The 17,703-nt window shown below is 64.3% G+C and carries 30 protein-coding genes and 3 tRNA genes; 5 read left to right on the forward strand and 28 right to left on the reverse strand.

Features of this window, described 5'->3' with window-relative positions; all coding sequences use genetic code 11:
• Positions 1 to 46 precede the first annotated feature (46 nt).
• The 20 genes from AC1PLS_RS18405 to AC1PLS_RS18500 all read right to left on the reverse strand — a co-directional run bounded on the left by AC1PLS_RS18405 (position 47) and on the right by AC1PLS_RS18500 (position 9,956).
• Positions 47 to 784, reverse strand: a complete 738-nt coding sequence (locus AC1PLS_RS18405) for a head maturation protease, ClpP-related (protein ID WP_481103940.1) — start codon at positions 782 to 784, stop codon at positions 47 to 49.
• Positions 750 to 2,072, reverse strand: a complete 1,323-nt coding sequence (locus tag AC1PLS_RS18410; protein ID WP_481103941.1) for a phage portal protein — start codon at positions 2,070 to 2,072, stop codon at positions 750 to 752. Before AC1PLS_RS18410 ends, AC1PLS_RS18405 begins: the two co-directional genes overlap by 35 nt.
• Complete coding sequence (locus tag AC1PLS_RS18415) at positions 2,072 to 3,748, reverse strand: terminase large subunit (protein WP_481103942.1); 1,677 nt, start codon at positions 3,746 to 3,748, stop codon at positions 2,072 to 2,074. The genes AC1PLS_RS18410 and AC1PLS_RS18415 overlap by 1 nt, the downstream gene beginning before the upstream one ends.
• Before the next feature lie 2 nt (positions 3,749 to 3,750).
• A complete protein-coding gene (locus AC1PLS_RS18420) occupies positions 3,751 to 4,131 on the reverse strand; it encodes a hypothetical protein (RefSeq protein ID WP_481103943.1) in 381 nt (126 codons plus the stop codon).
• 98 nt (positions 4,132 to 4,229) lie between these two features.
• A complete protein-coding gene (locus AC1PLS_RS18425; RefSeq protein ID WP_440585053.1) occupies positions 4,230 to 4,658 on the reverse strand; it encodes an HNH endonuclease signature motif containing protein in 429 nt (142 codons plus the stop codon).
• On the reverse strand, positions 4,658 to 4,831 hold the full coding sequence (locus tag AC1PLS_RS18430; protein WP_481103944.1) for a hypothetical protein: 174 nt from the start codon (positions 4,829 to 4,831) through the stop codon (positions 4,658 to 4,660). Before AC1PLS_RS18430 ends, AC1PLS_RS18425 begins: the two co-directional genes overlap by 1 nt.
• A complete protein-coding gene (locus AC1PLS_RS18435) occupies positions 4,828 to 5,034 on the reverse strand; it encodes a hypothetical protein (RefSeq protein ID WP_440585051.1) in 207 nt (68 codons plus the stop codon). The genes AC1PLS_RS18430 and AC1PLS_RS18435 overlap by 4 nt, the downstream gene beginning before the upstream one ends.
• Positions 5,031 to 5,201, reverse strand: a complete 171-nt coding sequence (locus tag AC1PLS_RS18440) for a hypothetical protein (protein WP_481103945.1) — start codon at positions 5,199 to 5,201, stop codon at positions 5,031 to 5,033. Before AC1PLS_RS18440 ends, AC1PLS_RS18435 begins: the two co-directional genes overlap by 4 nt.
• Complete coding sequence (locus tag AC1PLS_RS18445) at positions 5,198 to 5,491, reverse strand: hypothetical protein (RefSeq protein WP_440585049.1); 294 nt, start codon at positions 5,489 to 5,491, stop codon at positions 5,198 to 5,200. The genes AC1PLS_RS18440 and AC1PLS_RS18445 overlap by 4 nt, the downstream gene beginning before the upstream one ends.
• 17 nt (positions 5,492 to 5,508) lie before the next feature.
• Positions 5,509 to 6,747, reverse strand: coding sequence for an SGNH/GDSL hydrolase family protein (locus AC1PLS_RS18450; RefSeq protein WP_481103946.1), 1,239 nt, complete (start codon positions 6,745 to 6,747; stop codon positions 5,509 to 5,511).
• 98 nt (positions 6,748 to 6,845) lie between these two features.
• Positions 6,846 to 7,331, reverse strand: coding sequence for a lysis system i-spanin subunit Rz (locus AC1PLS_RS18455; protein ID WP_481103947.1), 486 nt, complete (start codon positions 7,329 to 7,331; stop codon positions 6,846 to 6,848).
• The gene (locus tag AC1PLS_RS18460) at positions 7,328 to 7,543 is read right to left on the reverse strand and encodes a hypothetical protein (RefSeq protein ID WP_481103948.1); all 216 of its coding nucleotides are present in this window, start codon (positions 7,541 to 7,543) and stop codon (positions 7,328 to 7,330) included. The genes AC1PLS_RS18455 and AC1PLS_RS18460 overlap by 4 nt, the downstream gene beginning before the upstream one ends.
• Before the next feature lie 2 nt (positions 7,544 to 7,545).
• Positions 7,546 to 8,052, reverse strand: coding sequence for a Gp49 family protein (locus AC1PLS_RS18465; RefSeq protein WP_481103949.1), 507 nt, complete (start codon positions 8,050 to 8,052; stop codon positions 7,546 to 7,548).
• 1 nt (position 8,053) lies between these two features.
• The gene (locus AC1PLS_RS18470; RefSeq protein ID WP_481103950.1) at positions 8,054 to 8,185 is read right to left on the reverse strand and encodes a hypothetical protein; all 132 of its coding nucleotides are present in this window, start codon (positions 8,183 to 8,185) and stop codon (positions 8,054 to 8,056) included.
• Complete coding sequence (locus AC1PLS_RS18475) at positions 8,178 to 8,396, reverse strand: hypothetical protein (RefSeq protein WP_078564776.1); 219 nt, start codon at positions 8,394 to 8,396, stop codon at positions 8,178 to 8,180. The genes AC1PLS_RS18470 and AC1PLS_RS18475 overlap by 8 nt, the downstream gene beginning before the upstream one ends.
• The gene (locus AC1PLS_RS18480; protein WP_481103951.1) at positions 8,393 to 8,896 is read right to left on the reverse strand and encodes a hypothetical protein; all 504 of its coding nucleotides are present in this window, start codon (positions 8,894 to 8,896) and stop codon (positions 8,393 to 8,395) included. Before AC1PLS_RS18480 ends, AC1PLS_RS18475 begins: the two co-directional genes overlap by 4 nt.
• On the reverse strand, positions 8,893 to 9,549 hold the full coding sequence (locus AC1PLS_RS18485; RefSeq protein WP_481103952.1) for a glycoside hydrolase family 19 protein: 657 nt from the start codon (positions 9,547 to 9,549) through the stop codon (positions 8,893 to 8,895). The genes AC1PLS_RS18480 and AC1PLS_RS18485 overlap by 4 nt, the downstream gene beginning before the upstream one ends.
• Before the next feature lie 54 nt (positions 9,550 to 9,603).
• A tRNA-Ser gene (locus AC1PLS_RS18490) sits at positions 9,604 to 9,690 on the reverse strand.
• 5 nt (positions 9,691 to 9,695) lie between these two features.
• Positions 9,696 to 9,783: transfer RNA gene (locus AC1PLS_RS18495), tRNA-Ser, on the reverse strand.
• 88 nt (positions 9,784 to 9,871) lie between these two features.
• A tRNA-Tyr gene (locus tag AC1PLS_RS18500) sits at positions 9,872 to 9,956 on the reverse strand.
• 83 nt (positions 9,957 to 10,039) lie between these two features.
• Here AC1PLS_RS18500 and AC1PLS_RS18505 point away from each other — a divergent pair.
• Together AC1PLS_RS18505 and AC1PLS_RS18510 are read left to right on the forward strand one after the other, a co-directional pair.
• Complete coding sequence (locus tag AC1PLS_RS18505) at positions 10,040 to 10,330, forward strand: type II toxin-antitoxin system RelE/ParE family toxin (RefSeq protein WP_481103953.1); 291 nt, start codon at positions 10,040 to 10,042, stop codon at positions 10,328 to 10,330.
• 53 nt (positions 10,331 to 10,383) lie between these two features.
• Positions 10,384 to 10,686 carry an addiction module antidote protein gene (locus AC1PLS_RS18510; protein WP_481103954.1) on the forward strand — a complete coding sequence of 101 codons (303 nt, stop codon included), beginning with the start codon at positions 10,384 to 10,386 and terminating at the stop codon, positions 10,684 to 10,686.
• A gap of 82 nt (positions 10,687 to 10,768) precedes the next feature.
• Here AC1PLS_RS18510 and AC1PLS_RS18515 read toward each other — a convergent pair whose 3' ends face one another.
• Genes AC1PLS_RS18515 through AC1PLS_RS18545 form a run of 7 tightly spaced genes read right to left on the reverse strand, consistent with a single transcriptional unit; the run spans position 10,769 to position 15,186 of the window.
• Positions 10,769 to 11,287 (reverse strand): hypothetical protein, encoded by a 519-nt coding sequence (locus tag AC1PLS_RS18515; protein ID WP_481103955.1) that lies wholly within the window; start codon positions 11,285 to 11,287, stop codon positions 10,769 to 10,771.
• Positions 11,284 to 11,508: a hypothetical protein gene (locus AC1PLS_RS18520; RefSeq protein ID WP_481103956.1), complete on the reverse strand. Its 225-nt coding sequence runs from the start codon at positions 11,506 to 11,508 to the stop codon at positions 11,284 to 11,286. Before AC1PLS_RS18520 ends, AC1PLS_RS18515 begins: the two co-directional genes overlap by 4 nt.
• 8 nt (positions 11,509 to 11,516) lie before the next feature.
• Positions 11,517 to 12,329: a hypothetical protein gene (locus tag AC1PLS_RS18525; RefSeq protein WP_481103957.1), complete on the reverse strand. Its 813-nt coding sequence runs from the start codon at positions 12,327 to 12,329 to the stop codon at positions 11,517 to 11,519.
• Positions 12,326 to 12,757: a hypothetical protein gene (locus AC1PLS_RS18530; RefSeq protein WP_481103958.1), complete on the reverse strand. Its 432-nt coding sequence runs from the start codon at positions 12,755 to 12,757 to the stop codon at positions 12,326 to 12,328. The genes AC1PLS_RS18525 and AC1PLS_RS18530 overlap by 4 nt, the downstream gene beginning before the upstream one ends.
• The gene (locus AC1PLS_RS18535) at positions 12,747 to 14,099 is read right to left on the reverse strand and encodes a replicative DNA helicase (protein ID WP_481103959.1); all 1,353 of its coding nucleotides are present in this window, start codon (positions 14,097 to 14,099) and stop codon (positions 12,747 to 12,749) included. Before AC1PLS_RS18535 ends, AC1PLS_RS18530 begins: the two co-directional genes overlap by 11 nt.
• Positions 14,096 to 14,929 carry a helix-turn-helix domain-containing protein gene (locus AC1PLS_RS18540; RefSeq protein ID WP_481103960.1) on the reverse strand — a complete coding sequence of 278 codons (834 nt, stop codon included), beginning with the start codon at positions 14,927 to 14,929 and terminating at the stop codon, positions 14,096 to 14,098. The genes AC1PLS_RS18535 and AC1PLS_RS18540 overlap by 4 nt, the downstream gene beginning before the upstream one ends.
• On the reverse strand, positions 14,926 to 15,186 hold the full coding sequence (locus AC1PLS_RS18545) for a hypothetical protein (protein WP_481103961.1): 261 nt from the start codon (positions 15,184 to 15,186) through the stop codon (positions 14,926 to 14,928). The genes AC1PLS_RS18540 and AC1PLS_RS18545 overlap by 4 nt, the downstream gene beginning before the upstream one ends.
• Before the next feature lie 659 nt (positions 15,187 to 15,845).
• Here AC1PLS_RS18545 and AC1PLS_RS18550 point away from each other — a divergent pair.
• From AC1PLS_RS18550 to AC1PLS_RS18560, 3 genes are all read left to right on the forward strand, one after another.
• Positions 15,846 to 16,520, forward strand: coding sequence for a S24 family peptidase (locus AC1PLS_RS18550; protein WP_481103962.1), 675 nt, complete (start codon positions 15,846 to 15,848; stop codon positions 16,518 to 16,520).
• A 247-nt stretch (positions 16,521 to 16,767) separates the two neighbouring features.
• Entirely contained in the window at positions 16,768 to 16,977 is a 210-nt protein-coding gene (locus AC1PLS_RS18555; RefSeq protein ID WP_481103963.1) for a hypothetical protein, read from the forward strand.
• On the forward strand, positions 16,974 to 17,195 hold the full coding sequence (locus tag AC1PLS_RS18560) for a hypothetical protein (RefSeq protein ID WP_481103964.1): 222 nt from the start codon (positions 16,974 to 16,976) through the stop codon (positions 17,193 to 17,195). Before AC1PLS_RS18555 ends, AC1PLS_RS18560 begins: the two co-directional genes overlap by 4 nt.
• A 17-nt stretch (positions 17,196 to 17,212) precedes the next feature.
• Here AC1PLS_RS18560 and AC1PLS_RS18565 read toward each other — a convergent pair whose 3' ends face one another.
• Entirely contained in the window at positions 17,213 to 17,611 is a 399-nt protein-coding gene (locus AC1PLS_RS18565) for a hypothetical protein (protein ID WP_481103965.1), read from the reverse strand.
• Positions 17,612 to 17,703: the final 92 nt, after the last annotated feature.

The raw sequence follows: 17,703 nt of genomic DNA on the forward strand, positions 1-17,703 counted from the left end.
CAAAAAAACCGCCTTTCGGCGGCGGTGGTTTGCAAGCGGGAGCCGCTTACGCTGGTGCGCGCTCCAGCAGCGCCAGGCGCCGCTCGAGTGCGTTTCGGTGGGCGGCGATGGCGGTGCCATCGTCCGCGGTGGGGCCGGGCTCGGTCAGAGCTTTGGGGGCGTTCTCGTAGGCCGACAGATCCCATTGGTTGGACGCCTTCTTCTTGCCGACGACCTCAATCACGCGGTCGGCGAAGCCGTGCTCCTTCGCCTCGTCGGCGGTGAACCACGTTTCGTCGTTCATCCACTGCACGACCTGCGCGACCTCGTTACCAGTGCGGCGGGTGTAGTCGCCGGCCAGGCCGTCATCGATCTTGCCCAGCAGCTCGCCGGTCTTGGCCATATCGGCCTTGTTGCCGATGGCGATGGTCCATGCGTTGTGGATCATGAAGCCGGCGCCCTGGGTGATCTCGACCTCATCACACGCCATGCAAATTCCGGTGGCGGCCGATGCTGCCAGACCATCCACGTGCGCGATGACTGTTGCCTTGTGCTGCGCGATGGCCGTCATCATGGCGCGGGCAGCGAACACATCGCCGCCCGGCGAGTCGATGCGCAGGTGGATGGTGTCGGCCTCAATGGCGGCCAGGGCCTTCACAAACTCTGTTTCGTCGATATCACCCCACCATCCGCCGATCACCCCATGCAGGTACATGGTCGCCTCGCTGCCCGCCGTCTCGGCGCGCAGCGGCTTGGAGACGGCTGCGTTGTTACGCGCCAGCTGCAGCAGCTTCGGAATCGTCATCTTCTTGGTTCCTCTCGGTATCGTTGGGCGCCGCGCTCTCTGCCGGCTTTGCGGCTTCGGACGGGCGATAAAGCACATCGCCGCCCGGGATTGGCGGCAGGTTCTTGGTGCGGCGCACTTCGTTGACGGTCATCCACCCCTGCGCACCAGGACCGCCAAGCGCTTTGCCGAAATACTCGGCCTGCGCCTTGGAGTCGCCGGCCATCAAGCTCTCGACGTTGTGCTCCACGAAATAGCGCGCGGTATAGAAGAGCTTCCGGTTCAATTCGTCCCGAAAGCGCTTGAGGTGAGGCCCCAGCGTGTGTTTCACGAAGCCGATGCCCATCTGCTCGATGCCGGTGCCCCAGCTGCTCGCCTTGCTGGTCTCGCCGATCATGTGCGGCGGACAGCCAAATGCGCGCGCAATGTCGATGACCTGCCACTGCCGCGACTCCAGCAGTTGCTGGTCGACCGCCGACATCGTCAGCTCTTTGACATCCAGGCCCTCGGTCAGGATCAACGGAATGCGGCGATTGCCCTGCATGCCGCCGTACTTCTTGACCCACGCGTCGCGGAAGTCGTCTTGCATCGCCTGCGTCATCTTGTTGGTCGCGGTGATGGCGACCTCGGGCTTACCTCCCTCGCTGAAGAACTTGCCGGCATGCTCGTCGCCCTGCAGCGCGATGCCGATGCCGTTGCGCGCGCCCCACTGGATCACCGACATGGAGCACACGCCGTTGAAGCCGAATCCCGGCAGGTGCAGAACGTCGGCCTGGTCGACCGTGAAATAGCCCACGTCCGCGTAGAAGGTGTACTGCAGTCGCGGCGCCTGCTTCGGGTCGGTGCGCGTCTGCTCGAGGATCTGCACGAAGTCGCGCGGCCACGGGATCAGACCGGTGGCCTGGCCGGCGCGGTTGCGCGTGATGTAAGCGATTCCGTCGCCGCGCAGCAGTACCTGCGACACCAGGAACTCCCAGGCTGCCGATGCGGCCCACGCCTGGTTGAATTGCTCGTTGAGCAGCCACCAGTAATCGTGATCGGCACGGCGGCGCGACTCGTCGACCCGCTCGTAGACGTGCAGCGGCAGCTGCGCGATCGCACCGGCGATCAGGTTCACGCAGGCGAACACGGCCGAGTTGCGCATCGACGTGGTCGGGTTCACGACCGCGCCGGCGGCGGTTCGCTGCTCGCCGAACACCTCGAAGATGCGCACGTCCGACGATGACACGCTGTCGCCTGGCGCCAGTGCCGAGAATGTCGGCTCGATGCGGTCGCGGTAGTGGCGTTCCTGCTTGTTGAAAATTCCCATCAGTTCATCACCACGAAGCCTTGTTCGATAACGCCGGACTCCTTCGCCTGCAGGGCGAGGGCCATGGCCAGGATCAGCGCGACAGCGCCGTCGATTTTGTTGCCGGGCGTCTCCTTGCGCGGGTAGACGTGCTCTTTCGCGTCCAGGCGCGCCACCACGTTCCCGACCATCCACGTCATCGCCGGGTTGCCGTCGTGCCATAGGCGGCGGGCCAGGGTCAGCGCCTCCACCTCCTTCATCGGCTCAGACAGGTTGCGCACCGTCTGCGCCATTTCGATCACCGGCAAGCCAGCTTGGCCGAGGCGCGTCATCAGGTAGGCGGCCTGCGCCGGGTCGAACGCCATGTTGATCATCTCCGTCTGCGCGGCAAACTCCTTCAAGTCCTCCTCGATGAACGCGTAGTCGGTCATGTTGCCGGGCGTGGCCACCATGGCCTCGTCCAGAATGAAGTTGCCGTATTTCTCGTTGTCCTCAAGCGCGGCCTCCGGCACATAGAAGCGCGGAATGGCGTAGTAGCTGTCGCCCTTCTCGAACAGCAAAACCGCGGCGGCCACGTCCAGCTTCGATGCCAGGTCGACGCCCACGTAGCACTTGCAGCCGGCGAAGTCCTCAATCGTGAACGCGCGCTTCTGGCGCTGCCACGCCAGCATGTTCATCCATGCCGTTTTCGCACCCACCCAGTCGTTCAAATGCTTGGTGCGGAAAGCGTTCTGTTTGGAGGCGGAACGCTTGGCCTGCGCCAGCTGGTTTAGCAGGAACGACTCTTTCACCGACACGCCATAGTTCGGATTCGCCTTGACCAGGTTGGCCGGGTCATCCCAGCGATCGCCCTCGTCCAGCGCGTAGATGATCCCGAACACCGTCTCGTCCACCACCTCACCGCGCAGGATGCGAATCACATCGCGCCGCTTCTCGTAGCACGGCCCGCCCAGGTTGGTGCCGGCGGTGGTGATGATCGACAGCAGCGGCTGCTCGCGCGCGCCCATACCCGTCTGCATCGCGTCCACCATGTGGTCGGTGTCGTGCTCGTGGTATTCGTCGATCAGCGCCGCGTGCGGGCTGGAGCCGTCGCCGGGCTTGCCGATCATCGGCTCGAACTTGGACATGTCCTCCATGGTGAACATCGCCCCCGGATTCTTGGGGTTGCCTGCCTGCTCGATGCCGAAGCGCTCACGCAGCTGCGGCAGCCTGCTGACCATCTGCCAAGCCGGCCGGTAAATCTCGTAGGCCTGTTTTTCACTGGTGGCGCCGGAGTAGACCTCCGCGCCGGCCTCGCCATCGGCGGCGAACAGATACAGGCCCCGCGCGGCCAACCGCAGCGACTTGCCGTTCTTTCGCGGCTCCTCCTCGTATGCCTCGCGGAACCGCCGCAGGCCGCTGGTCTTATGCACCCATCCGAACAGGTTGCATTCGATGAAGCACTGCCAGGGCTCGAACACCAGCCGTTGTTTCCTGGCGGCCCATTTGCCCTTGGTGTGGGGCATCAGTTGCATGAATTTGAGCGCGCGGTCGGCTTTGGCTGCGTCGAACTTGTACGGCCAGTCCTTGCCGGTCCGCTTGAGGTCGCCCAAAAACCGCTGGCAGGCCAGCCGCACGAACTCGCCGGCGGGGATCTTGCCGGCCACCACCCTGCGGGCGTAGTCCTTGCCCATATCGCTAGGTGATTTGACGGCCATGCCTAGAACTCGTTGAAGTGGTTTTCCTCCGGGGTCTTTTCGGTCCCCAGCTTCTGCCGATCAGCCGGCGTCAGGCCGAGCCGCGCAAGGCAGCCGATCAGATGCGAGTACTTGGCCGCCTTGAAGTCAGCGCGGTTGGCGCGAAACTCGGCCACCAGCGAGGCCGTTACCTCCATCACGAACCGATCGGCGCCGGTCAGGACGCCCGGTAGCGCGAACTTCTCCAGCTCCCGCCAAGCGGCGGCTGCATCCTCGGGCAAATTGTCAGGAGGCCGGCCCAGGGCGACCTTGGACTTGGGCGCCTGGCGCTTGTACCGCTGCGGGTTTTGCTTGTCGGCCCCCTTGAGGCGGGCCAGCTCATCGGGCTGTTTGTGCCTCGCCATTGGTCACCAACTGAAATTCAAATTCTGTGGAAACGCGAAGAAAGGGGGACGAACGGGCCGGGTCCGGACGACCCCCGACTTTGACCCTCCCCCCCCGTTCAGTTTCGGCCCCGTCCGTTCAGGTTGGGATTGCCGTTCAGTTTCGCGCCGTCCCGTTCAGGTTCGGGGCCAGGGTCGAGGAGCAGCCCGCCGAACGGGTCATCCTGCGCCGCCGCCCTGCCGAAGCCGCCGTTCTCCTTCGCCGTCTTGCTGCTATGGCATGCATGGCACAGCGACTGCAGGTTCGATGACGCGTTGTTGCTGTCGTCGCCGTCGATGTGGTCCACGTCAGTCGCAGCCGTCACCCTGCCATCTTGGGCGCACGACCTGCATAGCGGCTCGCCTGCCAGGTGCACCGCCCGCAACTTGCGCCAGGCCGTCGAGTTGGTCGCCAGCGCGCGCCGAGCGTGCCTGCGCTTCACCTGCTTGGCGTCCTCCTTGTAGGGCTTCCACCAGGTGGGCCGGTGCTGTGGCGGGCGAGTAGGCATCAGGCCTCCACAACGGCGCGCACGCGCACCATCTCGGTCCGCACACCACGCCTGACCCACCAGCCTACGCGCTCCTGGTTCGGCTCCATGCCAGTGAGGATGCAGGCCAGGCACACGGCGGACAGGTAGTACCGCAGCCACCAGCGCACACGGATGCGCACGTGCAGGCTCATAGCGGCAGCACCTCGACCGTTCCGCGGCGCGTCCTCACGATGAACCGCTTGCCATGCTTGTCCGGCTTAGGCGGATCGTTGTGGTAACGCACCAACCCGCGGCGCGTGTCGGCATACACCACCCGCTTCACCGGGCGGCCATCAACCAGCACCTGGCGCCTGCCGCGGCCATCGTCGGGAGTGTGGATATGCGGGCCGCTCATCTGAAGAAGCCTCCCCACCACAGCAGCGCCAGGATCAGAACGGTTGCCACGATGGTGGATACGGCGTTGTGCCGGCCCGTTTTGGGCTCACCGTGCTGGGCAATCCCCATGCCGAGCCCCAGCATAGTGAGCGCGAGGTAGATCAACTGAGCAGCACCCATCGTCATTCGTCTTTGAACACGCCGACTGCGACGCCGCCCGTGCTGGCGAGCCGCACCCGCACACCGGTCCCGGACACCGGGCCAGGCACCAGCACGGTGGGAGCCTGAGCAGTCAGCTGCCCGATGACGATATCCGCACCCGGCGTGCCCATCACCACCTCGGCAAGGACGCCCGCCGGCAGGGCGCCCGCCGCAACGTACAGACCCACCTTGGACGTGGAGCCAGAGGCCGGCGTAACCGCCGTGCTGGTGCTGGGCGTTGCGGCCGTTGGCGCGAGGATTGAGGTCTGCGGCATTGCTGTCTCCGAATGGGTTAGAGGGCGGCCATCTGCGCACGCACATCGCCGGCCATCAGCTGATAGGCCACGGTGGTGGGATGGGTGCCGTCGGCGGTGGCGTAGTTGTTCGCGCCGCTCACCAGGAACTTGAGGTCATCGGCACCGCGGATCGATGGCCAGTGCTGCACCCCATCGATCAGCGCGCCCACCTGTCCCGTCAGCCACGCACTGGCCTGCGCCGGGATCCCGGCGGAGTCCCAGCCGCCGGCACCGCCGCTGTAGGTCTGGTTGGCCTCGGTCGCCCAGCTGTCCGTTGAGGTGGTGCGCGGCAGCAGGTGGCCGGCGAGGATCTTGGAAATACCGTTTGCACGCAGCAGCGAATACACCGCGGTCAGACGCGACTGCAACGTGGCCAGAGCCGTGCCCGTGCCGTTGTTGCCCAGGTCGTTGGTGCCGTACATGACCACCGCATGCGTCGCGTACTTGAGCAGCGTCGCGTAACGCGCGTCGGCGACCGGCAGCGTGCTCGCGCTCCCGTGCACCGCCATGCTCATGTAGGCAACCTGGCTGGCGTCCGCGTCGTTGGCCGCGCGGGTGGCGCGCGACATCCAGCCCAAGCCGGCGACGCGGCTGGTGCTGCCGGTGTCGCCCGTGCCCTGCGAAATGGAATCGCCGATGCTGACCCAAACCTTGGCGTCCGCGGCGGCATGCCCTCCGACCAGCTTGGGCACGTAGCCATTGCTTCGGCTCGTCACTGCGGTGCCGGTGGCGGTCCATTGCCCAGCGGCGTAGACATCGCTGCTGGTCGTCACGGTTGGGTCGAACCATGCCACACGTGCGCCCGACTGAGAGACAGCGCGCGCGGCGCTGTTGCAGAGGAACGACGCCGACGCCGAGTCGAACATCACCAGCAACTTCACATAGACGATCGTGCCTCGTACAAACGCGGTGAGGCCAAAATCGCCGGGCACCACCGCATCGCTGAGCACATCATTGGCGCCGTCGGCGAGTGTCACCGCCTGCTGACCGCCGAACGTAAAGGGCCGCACCACCCCGCCGACTTCCAGAGACGCGCCCTGGATCGGCATGGTATTGCCGGCGTTGATTAGTTGGTTCGTCGTGTAGGCCAGGCGCCAGTTGTCCAGCAGCAGCCGCAGTTCGTTGAGGTCGCCCGAACCCAGCACATACGGCCAGCGGATCTGCACGCCGCGCCGGTTCTGCGTCTCGCCACCGTTGTGCACCACGTTGCCCGAGGACGCGAAACGCAGCGGCACCGGGATCGGGGGGCGGCCCCATTGCAGCCCATCGCGCTGAAGCGCCGACCGAGTTGCACGGCGAATCGTCGGCTGCAGTGGCCGCAGAAGTGCTGCGTTCAAGGACTCACCGTGGAGACGGCTTGGTAACGGTCGATGGCTTCGTCGCGTTCGGACTGGGCGAGTTCGCAGGCTCGTACAACTCGCGCTGCACTTGCCCGGCGTAATCCGTCTTGTCGAGAAGCTTCTGCGGCAGCCGCGGCGGGATCGGACAGGCGGGAGGTTTCGCAAGCTGCCCATTCGTTGCGCAGGCGGCCAAGCTCAGAATCACGGCCAGCAACAGCAGCCGCAATGCGCGCGTCGTAGTCCGCATCGATCTTGTCCTCTCGGGTGGTGGCGCTATCGGCAGCACCTTGGGTCGCTGCTGCCTGCTGGTGTTCGGCAGCGCGCGCTGCCTGCTCAACTTGTAAGGCTTGCTTACCAGTTGCGGCCTCGCCGGTGGCGACCGCTGTTTCGGCACGATCACCGCGCCAGGCCCAGCCGGCACCGACCATGGCGGCCGACCACAGCAGCGCGGCGATGATGGCGATCGCTACGCGGTTCACGGCTTACCCTCCGGATACTGCCATTGGTCGCACACCATCGATTGCTGGTCGATCTGTCCGGTGTAGATCATGGTGATGGTCCCATTGCTCTGCGGGATGTACATGTATTGCGGCACGCTGTAGGTCTCCTCGTGCGCAGCCAGGCAGTCGCCGCGGTCGACGCAGCCAGAGAGCACCAGCACAGCGATCGTCAGCAGCAGGGCGCAGTTCATGGTCAGCGGGCCAACTGATCGAGCACAGCAGTGCGCTGCTCGCAGGATCGCTTGTGGGCCATCTGCTCGCTTTCTCCGCAGCGCACGCACATGATTCCGCCCTGACCGATCCGCTGCAGGTCATGGCTCGCACGATTTCGTTTCTGCACGTCCTGCACCGCCAGCGTGTCGCGCAGGCGGAAGCCAAGCAGCGGCCACACCTGATCGAACGCGTTCTGCCGCGCCAGCTTGCGGCCGATATCGGCGTCGAAGTTGGCGGCAACCACCGGGCCTCCATTCACGCCCACGATGCGGTGACCGTTGGTCAGCACCAGGACGCAGATCGTCACCAGCCCAAGCTCCTCGCACGGGGCCGGCTGCGGATCGAAGCCAGGATGCGCACCCCACACGCCTTCCTGCGCGGTGAAAAAGTGCTCGCTGGCGATTGATGCCTCGATGTCCGCCAGCAGCACACGCGGCGCGGTCAGGCCCTTGTCCTGGATTTCCTGCTCGATGCTCTTGTCGTCCATCTCAAACTCTCGTGTTGGCGTAGGCAATCCAGATCCAGCCCAGCGCGGCCTGCAGCAGGCCGCACAGCGCGGTGATGAGCCAGCCGGGCGGATCGCGTGGCGGCGGCAGGCCGCGGTCCCAGCGGTCAGCCACCTGCTTTCCTCGCGCTGTTGGAACCGAAGTAGTACCCGCCGACGATGCCGGTCAGGTTGACCAATCCGCCGACCAACAGCAGCACGATGTCCTTGTTGCCGGGCGGGATTGAGATGCCCAGCATCGCGGCGAGGATGATCAGATTGGTGGCGATCACCAGCACCGCCAGACCACCGCGCGCCTGCGCCAGCGTGTAGCGCGCGAAGGTCATGCCGGCAGGCTCGCGGCGCCCATGGCCAACCGCATTACGAGCCGCGATACCGCGCGCTTGTCGCGCTCCGTCGCGTCGCTGAAAAGCTCCCACCGGAACTCCTGGATTACTGAGCCGAACTCCAGCCAGTCGCCGCGGCGCGCAGCCGCCCACAGGTCCGTGGCGTCGCGCACCAGCTCGGCGCCGATGATGTCGGCGATTGCGATGATGTACGGCAGCGACGGGCGCATCTCCGGATGCACGGCGAGCAGTTCGAAGAAGCGGCCGCGCAGTGTCTCCTGCGCCTCCATCACGTCCTCGGTCAGCTCCATGGTGGCTACCCGCTCACTCTGTTCGCGCGTTTCGATGGCGCGCCCATAGCCCAGGCGCAGCACATTGCGCGCATCGCGGCGCGGGCGAGACGTGCGACCCCAGCACTCCTGCAGCAGCAACACTGCCTCGTCGAGCGATTGACGCTCCGCAGCCAGCAGGGTGGCGTCGTCGAGATCCGGCACCATCATGCTCCGAGCGCCTTCAGCGCTTTCGCGTAGCGCGCACGCCGATCGGCGGCGCCGTTCTGCCCACCGTTAACGCGCTCGGTGATGTCGTCGAACCGGCCAGCGTCGGCCAGCGGGTTGAGGTTGCGCGTGTCCCAGAAGGCCGCGGCAGCCAGTGCGCCCCACTTGGGCTGCTCCAGCGCCTCCGGCTGCTTCTCGAAGTCCGGCACGTCCCGCACGCCCTTGGCGCGCAGCGTGTCGCGCATGCCGGCGTAATTGGCGCGGCCGGTGTTCTGGATCGGACCGCGGCCGCGGTAGCGATAGCCGTCCCCGCTCGCCTCGTCGCCATTGCCCAAGCGGTTGGCGTATGCCGCATTGCCCAGGGCGACCGAGTTGCGTGCCAGCTCCTTCGCTCGTGGCAGCAGCGATCGCCACCGGCTGTTCGGCTTGGCGCGCTTGCACACGTCAATCAGGTTGTCGAGGCTGTAGTTCAACCCTTCCACCACCGCGGTCAGGCCGGTCGATTCGTGGCCGACCTGCGCCAGGTATGCCGCCATCCGGCGCGGCGTGCTGATTGCGTACAGGCGGCAGGCTTCGCCGATCGGCTCGATCCAGCGCTCTGCAGTTCGGTCGTTGCAACCCACCGCCTGCTTCAATTGTTGGGCGGTCAGCTGCATGCGATCTCCGAAAACAGATAGCCCGCCGTCGCCGGCAGGCATGGATAGTGGATCTGGCGGGTTGTTGAGGAGTCGAACCCCTGGCCTTTCGGCCACCACGGTTTTCAAGACCGCTCGCCGCCCAACGCAGCGGAACAACCCAAGACTGGCGGAAGCGGCTGGATTCGAACCAGCGGACCCTCGCGGGTCTACGGCTTAGCAAGCCGCTGCCTTCGACCTCTCGGCCACGCTTCCTGTTTGGTGGGGGCGGCAGGATTCGAACCTGCGGGTGCCGGGATCAAAGCCCGGTGCCTTGGGCCGCTTGGCGACGCCCCTCAAGTTTTGGTGGGGCGACGTGGAGTCGAACCACGCGAGTCTCAGACGCCGGATTTACAGTCCGGCCCAGCGCCCATCTGGCAACTCGCCCCGAAATTGATGCGCGGACTCCCGGCGCACAACCGGCGTTCGATATACCCCTTGCATTTTGTATCCTTTTGGATACACTAGACGCATGGCAACGATCACCCAAACCGAAGCGTTCTCCACCTGGCTGCGCGGACTGCGCGACACCAAGGCCAAGGCGGTGATCGTTGAACGTGTGCAGCGCGTAGCTCGCGGCTTGCTCGGCGATGTCGAGCCGGTGGGCGGGCCAGTTAGTGAGCTGCGCATCCACTACGGACCCGGCTACAGGGTCTACTTCACCCGCCGTGGTGAGGAGGTCGTCATCCTCCTCTGCGGTGGCGATAAAACCAGCCAAGCCAAGGACATTAGAAAAGCCCACGCCCTTGCCGCTGACCTATAAGGCGGCCGGGGCCAAATCCGACAAATCGAAAGCCGAGAATCTGAGAAGCCGACATGCCCACCCACACCACACCGTTTGATCCGGCCGAATACCTCGACGATGGCGAGGCAATGGCGACCTACCTCTCCGAAGCGCTTGCATCGGGCGATTCCGACCACTTCCAAGACGCCTTGCAGGTCGTGGCGCGCGCGCGCGGCATGACGCAGATTGCAGAGGCGGCGGGGCTTGGCCGGGAGAGCCTTTACAAGGCGCTCAAGCCTGGTGCGAATCCACGCTTCGACACCATCCAGCGCGTGCTGACTGCGCTCGGCGTCCGTCTGAGCATCGGCCCTGCCGATACCGTCAAAGCGGCCTGAAACGCAAAAGCCCGGCACTTGGCCGGGCTTCTGTCGCACGTATGACACATACTGAAAAAATTACACTAGCGTTCGGAACGCGTCAAGTGGTCAGGTCGCGCCTGACCCATCCGCGAGCCTCGGCCAGGCGTTCCCGGTAGACGCCCACGCGTAGGCCCAGATAGTCCGCCTTGTCCCGTTGGCCGCCCAGCAGGGTGCAGAACTGCGTGCGTAGCGCCGTTGCAAGATCGAAGTCGATTCGGTGCAGCTTCAAGACCGAGACCTCCACCCGCCCCGCGTCCGGCGGAATATCCGCATCTGAGTCCAGGGCACGCGCGCCGGCGCTACGCGTAGGAGACGCGCGCACCGGCTCTACCGCCCATGGCGGAACAGCGCGCGCGCAGCCGTCGTCATCGATCAGCCCAGCGCTGGCGCCGAGCAGCCGGCGCCGCTCCTTTCCGCCGCGGTCCATGGTGACTGACTGTCGGATTGTCGTGGGACGGCCCATGCTCGCAAGTGCTGACGTGCCGTATAGCCCTGCCCCTGCCTCTTTCTCCTGCCGGCGAGGCCCGAATGCCCAGCCCCACAGCCGCAGCAGGTTGTCGAATTCCTCCCGAGTCATCGGCGCGGCTCCCAGCGGTACACCGGCTTACGGGCAAACCACCCCCCTCGAACTTCCGCAGAACCGATCCTCGACAAACCGAATTCGCATACTTTTACCTTCGGCTGCCGTATCCAGCGGTGGGCCGGTGCTGACTGCCTATCCTGCTTGATGATGTGCCGCAGACGGTCCTTCGCCACCATCGCAGTGGTGATCCCGAGCCAGTCGACGACGATGTGCATGTGTGTCCTCATGCCTGCGGCTCCGGCTTGGCGGCGAGCATTGCTGCGTAGCAATCCTCCATTTCCGGGTCATCGATTGGCCTGCGCTTCGTAAACCACACCTCGGCAAACGCAATTGCCATGTCGTCTGTGAGCTCAACTGGCACCAGCACCCAGCCCTCCGGCACCTGCCGCGCAGGCGCAGCGAATTCCGGCACTACCCGGTCGCGAGTCTTGAACAACGGTTGGCCGCCTGGCCCCCTACAATCCGGAATCAGGTCGGCCACCATGTACCAGTTGCTGCCCTTCTCATTGGAGTTCGGCCATTGCCCAGAGACGATGATGGCTATCCCCGGATTTTCGACCACAGGCAGGCGCGCAGCGAGAGCAGTTGCGCACTCATCGTGCAGGGATGCCGCCTTTTCCAGCTCATCGCACAGCCAGGCTGGGAACTGCGTTGCCATCATGCTGGTGTCCAGCAGCACGGCCGACGACTTCCTCAACCTCTTGGTCAATCCCTCCGTAGCGCCAGTCTGCAACCGTTCGGAATCTCCGAATGTTTCGTTCAGGCCGGTGGTTGCATCAGGCCGCGGCAACTGTCTGGAATTGCCGGATTGTTCGTGTAGACGTCGCCTCAACTCTGCGACTTCGTGCAGCGCTCTTGCGATAGCGCGCGACGCGGAGCGGTGCAGGTGTTTCTGCCCGAACCTGACCGCATGCGCTGCTTCCCACTGACCATCCGCATCCAACTCTGCGGCCAGCATCTCGCGCGCAGGCGCAATAAATTGCGCAATCTGCTGCTCGCTGGGCTGCTGCGCGGCCTGGCAATCATGTTCGTTCACTTGTCGCTCTCCAATGTTGTTGCTGCGGTGTTGGACGCTGTCAGGACTGCGCCACGCAAGTGCGGCCAGGCGGCCATGACCGCTTTGCGCATCGCCAGGGCCTGCTGGTGCTGGAACTCGTGGGGCTGCGGGTCGCGGCCGGTGATCGATCGGAACCAAGAGACGCGCGCTGCCTCCACCGCGCGAGCGAGTCCATCTCCCTCCTGCAGCTGCGGCACGCTGCGCATGGCGTACTCCAGCCCTTTGCGCTCTACCTGGTAGGCGATCTGCCGCGCCATGGATGCCGCCTGCCGCATCGCTTCGGCGGTGGTTGAACGCTCCGGACCGCGCCGCAGAACGCGCTGGTACACCGCGCCCTCCGCTTCCAGCTGCTGGGCGAACGCGTACAGCGCAGAGGCGGCCACAGTTGCATCGCGATCAATCGCCATACCGTGCTCCTGCGTTGCCGGTGCGCGGCGCTGAGCTACGGAACCTGGGCTTAGGCTTGGCCTCGACTGGAGACTCCGGTGGCGCCCACTCTGTTGGGGTAAATCGCTGCTGGCTCATGTCTGCAGCCAGGAAGAATTCGCCCAGCGCGCCGTTTCGCTGCTTGGCGATGCTGACCTTGACGACGTTACGGTTCGCCTTGTCCGGCCGGTGCAGGAAAATCACCATGTCGGCGTCCTGCTCGATCGCGCCCGAGCCGCGAAGGTGTTTCAGCGATGGCTCATCGTCGCCATCACGGTTGAGCTGCGACAGCAGGATCACTGGCACACGCAACTCCTTGGCGAGGCCCTTGAGGCTTCGCGTGATGTGCTGGATGCCCTGCTCCTGGGTCTCCTTGCGCGGTAGATCGATGTAGGTCAGGTAATCGACGACGACAAGCCCGAGTGGATGCCCGGTTTCGGCTGCCTCTGACGCAATCTGGCGGGCGCGTGCCGAGATGGTCTCCACGGTCACCGAAGACGCCTCATCCACGTACAGCCGATACGCCGCCAACTCCTTGGCGGCCAGTGGCGCATGCGTCCACTCGTGGTCCTCCATGAGCTTGGGGCGGCGCAAGTGCACGGAGTTGATGCGGCCGATGTTCGCGATCGCGCGGTCGGCCAGCTGCTCGCCTGACATCTCCAGCGATGCCATGAAGGTGGTGACGTTCGCCTTCGGGCCAGCGGCGTGCAGGATCGACTGCAGGGAGAACGCCGACTTACCCACGCTGGGGCGCGCGGCAACGATCACCAGGTCGGTGGGCTGCCAGCCGCCGGTCAGGTCGTCCAGCGGCTCGTAGCCGGTCGGCACGCCTGTCAGCACGTCGTTCGAGTTGAAGCGATCGACCAGACCGGCCATCGTGGATCTGACGAACTCGCTAATGTGCTTGGGCCCGCCATCGGTGAGGCGCGGCGCACACGCGGCGAGAATCCGCTGAGCCGCGCCGAAGAAGTCATCCTCCCCCGTCAGGTTGGCAATGTGCTGCCCAGCCTGGCGGACGCGCCGCTGGATCTGGCGCTGACTCATCAGCTGCGCGTAGCGCCGGATGTTCTTGGGGTTGCCCATCGAGGTGATGTTGATGTGCAACGCCAGCTCGGCCAGAGCCGGGTCGCACTCCCCGATCGTTACAGCGTCAGAGGGGCGCCCAGCCTTGACCTCGCTCACGATCAGCTCGAACAGCGCGCGATTGCTATGGCCCTTGAAGTCCTCAGGCTCCAGCACGTCCGCCGCAAGCCAGTAGCAGCTCGAATCACGGAACAGGCAGGCCAGCACCGCCGACTCGGCGTCGAAGTCGTCGCGCATCATGCCGACACCTCCATGGCCGCCAGCGCGGTGTTCACGACCTGCTCAAAGCGCTCATCGTCGATCAGCGTGGGCAGCGACTGCTTCCACCGCAGGTTGTTGGGGTTGGGGCGGTCGCCGCGCAGCCACGGATCGTCCAGGCACACCCCGAAGTAGATTTCCCAGAACTCCGCCGGCTCGAAGATCACCCCTGCTGCCTTGCAGGTCTTGCGCGCGTTGGCGTCGGCTTTCCGCAGCTTGCGATCGAGCGTCGGCGTGGTAGCCATGCTGGCGACGCATCCAGGCCGGGAACCAAGCATGCGGTTGTACGTTGCGCGGATCACCTCGATCGGGTTCGGGCGCAGCTGCTCGCCCTGCAGGCCGTTGGTTAGTTCGAGCTCGCCAGCACCAGCGTCCCCAGCGGGGACTACAGGGGATCGGTTTTCTTCTTGATGGTTTATTGACGGATTGGGTGCAGCTCCTGCACCCCGTTCCTGCGTCAGCTGCACCCCGTTCGGTGCGCCATTTGCACCCCGTTCGGGCCGGGGTGCATCTGCTTCACCCCGTGGGATCACGATGTCGTAGCAAACTGGCCGGCGGTCGGCGCGGTCAATGTAGGCGGCTGCGATAGCCTGATTGCCTCGCACGATCACTCCCTGTTGCTCCAGCAGATCCAGCTTGGCGCGAATCGTTCGCTCCGATAGACCCGTGTCGTTCGCAAGCGTGCCGGCGGATGGAAAGGCGCCCCGTCCATCGGGGCCGGCATAGTTCGCCAAACACAGCAGCACATAGCGTGCAGTCGCATCGGTGACGTGCTGCTGTTTGAGCGCCCATGTCATCGTCTGTACGCTCACGAACGGGCCTCCTGCCCTTCCGGGAACGCATGGAGCATCAGCGAGGCGAAAACCTCCAGGTGCCGCTTCGTAACCCACTGTTTGCTCGCCAGCTGGCGCACGAACTCCAGGGCCTGGCGCGGGTCGCGGCAGTAGAAGTCGTATTGCGGCTGGTCGCCGCGCTCGCGGTCAAAGATCTCCACAGCGATTCGACCGTCGGGCAGCCGCTCCTGTAGCTTGGCGAGTGGGCGGGCTCTGTCGCGCTCGATGCGCTGCATGACCTCATCGAGCACATGGGCTATGGGACGTAGCCCGCCGGGGACGGGGACTTGCGTGTCTTCATGGTGCAATGGCATAGTGGCCTCGGTCTCAACGAAGCCTCCGCAACTGTCTGGCCGACAGCGGGGGCTTCGTCGTATCTGGACGAATGGTTTCGATCGCCGGAGCGATCCCGTTTCGCGCCAGACGCCAATGCACCCCCGGAATAACCGTGCACCGCGTGGTCGCCGTCCCTGCACCAATTCGGGTTGCCTGTCCTGGGCCTCCCTAACGCCGTCAGCGCATTGCGCGCTCGCGTTTGTCCCACTATCAAACCGTTCGACTGTTAGGCCGAAGAGTCTTCTCGATACACAGAAATCGTCCCCGCTATTGGCTGTGCGACCACGCGGTTATCCGCACCAAGTGCGAACTTGTCAGGCGCTCGCGCCACCAGCTCAATCTGCCGACTGCGCGGGATAGGTTGTCCCTCGGGCCACTGACCCACCGCCCAGCGCCCTATCCCGAACCACCGCGCGATAGCGGCATCCGTGGATAGGTTCAACCGGTCTCTGAGAACTTGCTTAGTGATCTCCATGGGTGCAAGTCTAGCGCTCTAGACCAGTTGGCTGTCAAGCTCTCTGTACTTTAAAAATTACACCTGTCTTGCTCTATGGATACCATGGCTGAGCGCCTGCGCCGCGCGCTCAATTTGCGCAACATGACGCCCCGCGATCTAACTGATCAGCGGGTTCTAAGCAAAGCCGGCATCTATTTCATACTGGACGGCACAACCAAGCCTGATTTAATCAGGGCCGGTACGCTCACGAAGCTCGCAAAGGCTCTACAGGTCAACGCCGAATGGCTCCAGTACGGGCGAGGCCCGATCGAAGGAACTGCGGACGCTCCAGACTCTGCTGACTGGGCAGATGTCGTCGGATACAGCCAGGCTGCCGGGCTTGGCAATGGAATGGAAGCTGTCGAGTATGCCGAGACCCATAGCCTAAAGTTCAAGGCCAACAGCCTGCGCCGCAAGGGGCTAAACGCTCGAAACCTCGCCATCTACTACGGCAAGGGCGATTCCATGGAGCCGATTATCGAAGACGGTGATGCCATCATGTTCGACACCTCAGACACTCGAGTGGTCGACGGCGCGCTCTACATGGTCCAGGTACACGGGGCAGCCAACCCCGAGTACTACGTGAAACGCGCGCTTCTGTTGGATGGCGCAACCTACTTCCAGAGTGACAACCCCGCCGGGGACCATGACTGGAGGAAGCCTAAGCGGCAGGACTCACCGCGCAGTCCAATCGCGATTATCGGAAGGGTCTGCTGGATAGCCGGGTGGACCATTTAATTAAACGAAGAATGAACAAAGTCTAGCAAACTGGACAAATGGGCCGTCGCTACAGTCTAGCCCTCTTGACTTCACTGTCTAGTTAATTAGACTTCCCCCATCGCGACGGATGTCCCGCCGCTCGATGGGAGAAGAAGTGAGCAAGCAGCACCACAGAAGACAGACCGGCCCCTGCGGGGGCCAGGGGCGGCTAGAGGCTAAGTCCCCGCGCAACGAGTGGCGCAGCCGTTATCGTGCAGCGCGCGCAATGTACCGGCTGTACAACAGCTACCGCGCGCGGCTCGCGGCAGTCGACATGATGCCGCGCTTCTTCCTCGACGCTGCAAACGCCTGTCCAGGGTACTGCCCGACAAGGCTTTCCCCCGACCTGCTCGAATTCTGCGTGTCTCTCGGTATCCTCAATTTGCACGAGGTGCGGATGACCCATCTTCGCCGCCGATCGAGGCTGCCCGCATGATCGCCGGCGAATGCATCCTAATCGGCGCGCTGGCGGCGGCGATCGTCTTGGCGTTTCGCAGCAAAAACGTCGCTGATCACTCAGCCCAATTTCGCTCGGTCGACGACGCCCACACCTACGCCCAGCAGCAGGACGAATCCGGCTACGACTGCTTTATCCGGCGCGCGGATGGTGGCTGGGAAGTGCTCTGCTATTCGCGGCAGGAGCCCAACGCGTGAGCCTTCCGATGATTGAACTAAGGTTCTCGCCCGTACTGCGTCCTAAAATCGCTTTCCATTTTCTCGCATGCCGAGGCGATAAACCGCTTCGAGCTGGGTTCAAGCGACCTACGGTCATGCGATTCCCAGCAAAGCTCAATTGCTTTCTCGTCGCGGCGTTGCTCAGCGCTTCGCGGATCGCTTTTGGCATCGTTGGCCGTTACAACGACAAGCACGATAGAAGATGCAGCAATCAGCGCCGCAATGACGAGAGCTACCTGCAAGCATCCACGATTGCCGTCTTGCGATGCGCCGCTCTCGCTTTGCTGCGTGCTCGGAGCTTCATCCCGTTCGCTAACCGGTGCACCACATTGCGGACAGGCAACCGCCAGGCTGCTGATCTGCTTACCGCACTCGCTACATGGCATCAGCGCCATCGCACGTCCCCTGTGGTTTCTATCGCCCGGATTTTGGCACAACTCGGCAATTGCGAATCAGCGAGCTGTGAGCATACGCGAAGTGGCCCATC

The organism is Xanthomonas sp. NCPPB 3218, assembly GCF_056725185.1.

What these genes read in the sequence shown, in the direction of transcription:
- AC1PLS_RS18405 (WP_481103940.1), bottom strand. Translation starts at nt 784, where the DNA reads ATGACGATTCCGAAGCTGCTGCAGCTGGCGCGTAACAACGCAGCCGTC.
- AC1PLS_RS18410 (WP_481103941.1), bottom strand. Translation starts at nt 2,072, where the DNA reads ATGGGAATTTTCAACAAGCAGGAACGCCACTACCGCGACCGCATCGAG.
- AC1PLS_RS18415 (WP_481103942.1), bottom strand. Translation starts at nt 3,748, where the DNA reads ATGGCCGTCAAATCACCTAGCGATATGGGCAAGGACTACGCCCGCAGG.
- AC1PLS_RS18420 (WP_481103943.1), bottom strand. Translation starts at nt 4,131, where the DNA reads ATGGCGAGGCACAAACAGCCCGATGAGCTGGCCCGCCTCAAGGGGGCC.
- AC1PLS_RS18425 (WP_440585053.1), bottom strand. Translation starts at nt 4,658, where the DNA reads ATGCCTACTCGCCCGCCACAGCACCGGCCCACCTGGTGGAAGCCCTAC.
- AC1PLS_RS18430 (WP_481103944.1), bottom strand. Translation starts at nt 4,831, where the DNA reads ATGAGCCTGCACGTGCGCATCCGTGTGCGCTGGTGGCTGCGGTACTAC.
- AC1PLS_RS18435 (WP_440585051.1), bottom strand. Translation starts at nt 5,034, where the DNA reads ATGAGCGGCCCGCATATCCACACTCCCGACGATGGCCGCGGCAGGCGC.
- AC1PLS_RS18440 (WP_481103945.1), bottom strand. Translation starts at nt 5,201, where the DNA reads ATGACGATGGGTGCTGCTCAGTTGATCTACCTCGCGCTCACTATGCTG.
- AC1PLS_RS18445 (WP_440585049.1), bottom strand. Translation starts at nt 5,491, where the DNA reads ATGCCGCAGACCTCAATCCTCGCGCCAACGGCCGCAACGCCCAGCACC.
- AC1PLS_RS18460 (WP_481103948.1), bottom strand. Translation starts at nt 7,543, where the DNA reads ATGAACTGCGCCCTGCTGCTGACGATCGCTGTGCTGGTGCTCTCTGGC.
- AC1PLS_RS18465 (WP_481103949.1), bottom strand. Translation starts at nt 8,052, where the DNA reads ATGGACGACAAGAGCATCGAGCAGGAAATCCAGGACAAGGGCCTGACC.
- AC1PLS_RS18475 (WP_078564776.1), bottom strand. Translation starts at nt 8,396, where the DNA reads ATGACCTTCGCGCGCTACACGCTGGCGCAGGCGCGCGGTGGTCTGGCG.
- AC1PLS_RS18480 (WP_481103951.1), bottom strand. Translation starts at nt 8,896, where the DNA reads ATGATGGTGCCGGATCTCGACGACGCCACCCTGCTGGCTGCGGAGCGT.
- AC1PLS_RS18485 (WP_481103952.1), bottom strand. Translation starts at nt 9,549, where the DNA reads ATGCAGCTGACCGCCCAACAATTGAAGCAGGCGGTGGGTTGCAACGAC.
- AC1PLS_RS18505 (WP_481103953.1), top strand. Translation starts at nt 10,040, where the DNA reads ATGGCAACGATCACCCAAACCGAAGCGTTCTCCACCTGGCTGCGCGGA.
- AC1PLS_RS18510 (WP_481103954.1), top strand. Translation starts at nt 10,384, where the DNA reads ATGCCCACCCACACCACACCGTTTGATCCGGCCGAATACCTCGACGAT.
- AC1PLS_RS18515 (WP_481103955.1), bottom strand. Translation starts at nt 11,287, where the DNA reads ATGACTCGGGAGGAATTCGACAACCTGCTGCGGCTGTGGGGCTGGGCA.
- AC1PLS_RS18520 (WP_481103956.1), bottom strand. Translation starts at nt 11,508, where the DNA reads ATGCACATCGTCGTCGACTGGCTCGGGATCACCACTGCGATGGTGGCG.
- AC1PLS_RS18530 (WP_481103958.1), bottom strand. Translation starts at nt 12,757, where the DNA reads ATGGCGATTGATCGCGATGCAACTGTGGCCGCCTCTGCGCTGTACGCG.
- AC1PLS_RS18535 (WP_481103959.1), bottom strand. Translation starts at nt 14,099, where the DNA reads ATGATGCGCGACGACTTCGACGCCGAGTCGGCGGTGCTGGCCTGCCTG.
- AC1PLS_RS18545 (WP_481103961.1), bottom strand. Translation starts at nt 15,186, where the DNA reads ATGCAGCGCATCGAGCGCGACAGAGCCCGCCCACTCGCCAAGCTACAG.
- AC1PLS_RS18550 (WP_481103962.1), top strand. Translation starts at nt 15,846, where the DNA reads ATGGCTGAGCGCCTGCGCCGCGCGCTCAATTTGCGCAACATGACGCCC.
- AC1PLS_RS18555 (WP_481103963.1), top strand. Translation starts at nt 16,768, where the DNA reads ATGTACCGGCTGTACAACAGCTACCGCGCGCGGCTCGCGGCAGTCGAC.
- AC1PLS_RS18560 (WP_481103964.1), top strand. Translation starts at nt 16,974, where the DNA reads ATGATCGCCGGCGAATGCATCCTAATCGGCGCGCTGGCGGCGGCGATC.
- AC1PLS_RS18565 (WP_481103965.1), bottom strand. Translation starts at nt 17,611, where the DNA reads ATGGCGCTGATGCCATGTAGCGAGTGCGGTAAGCAGATCAGCAGCCTG.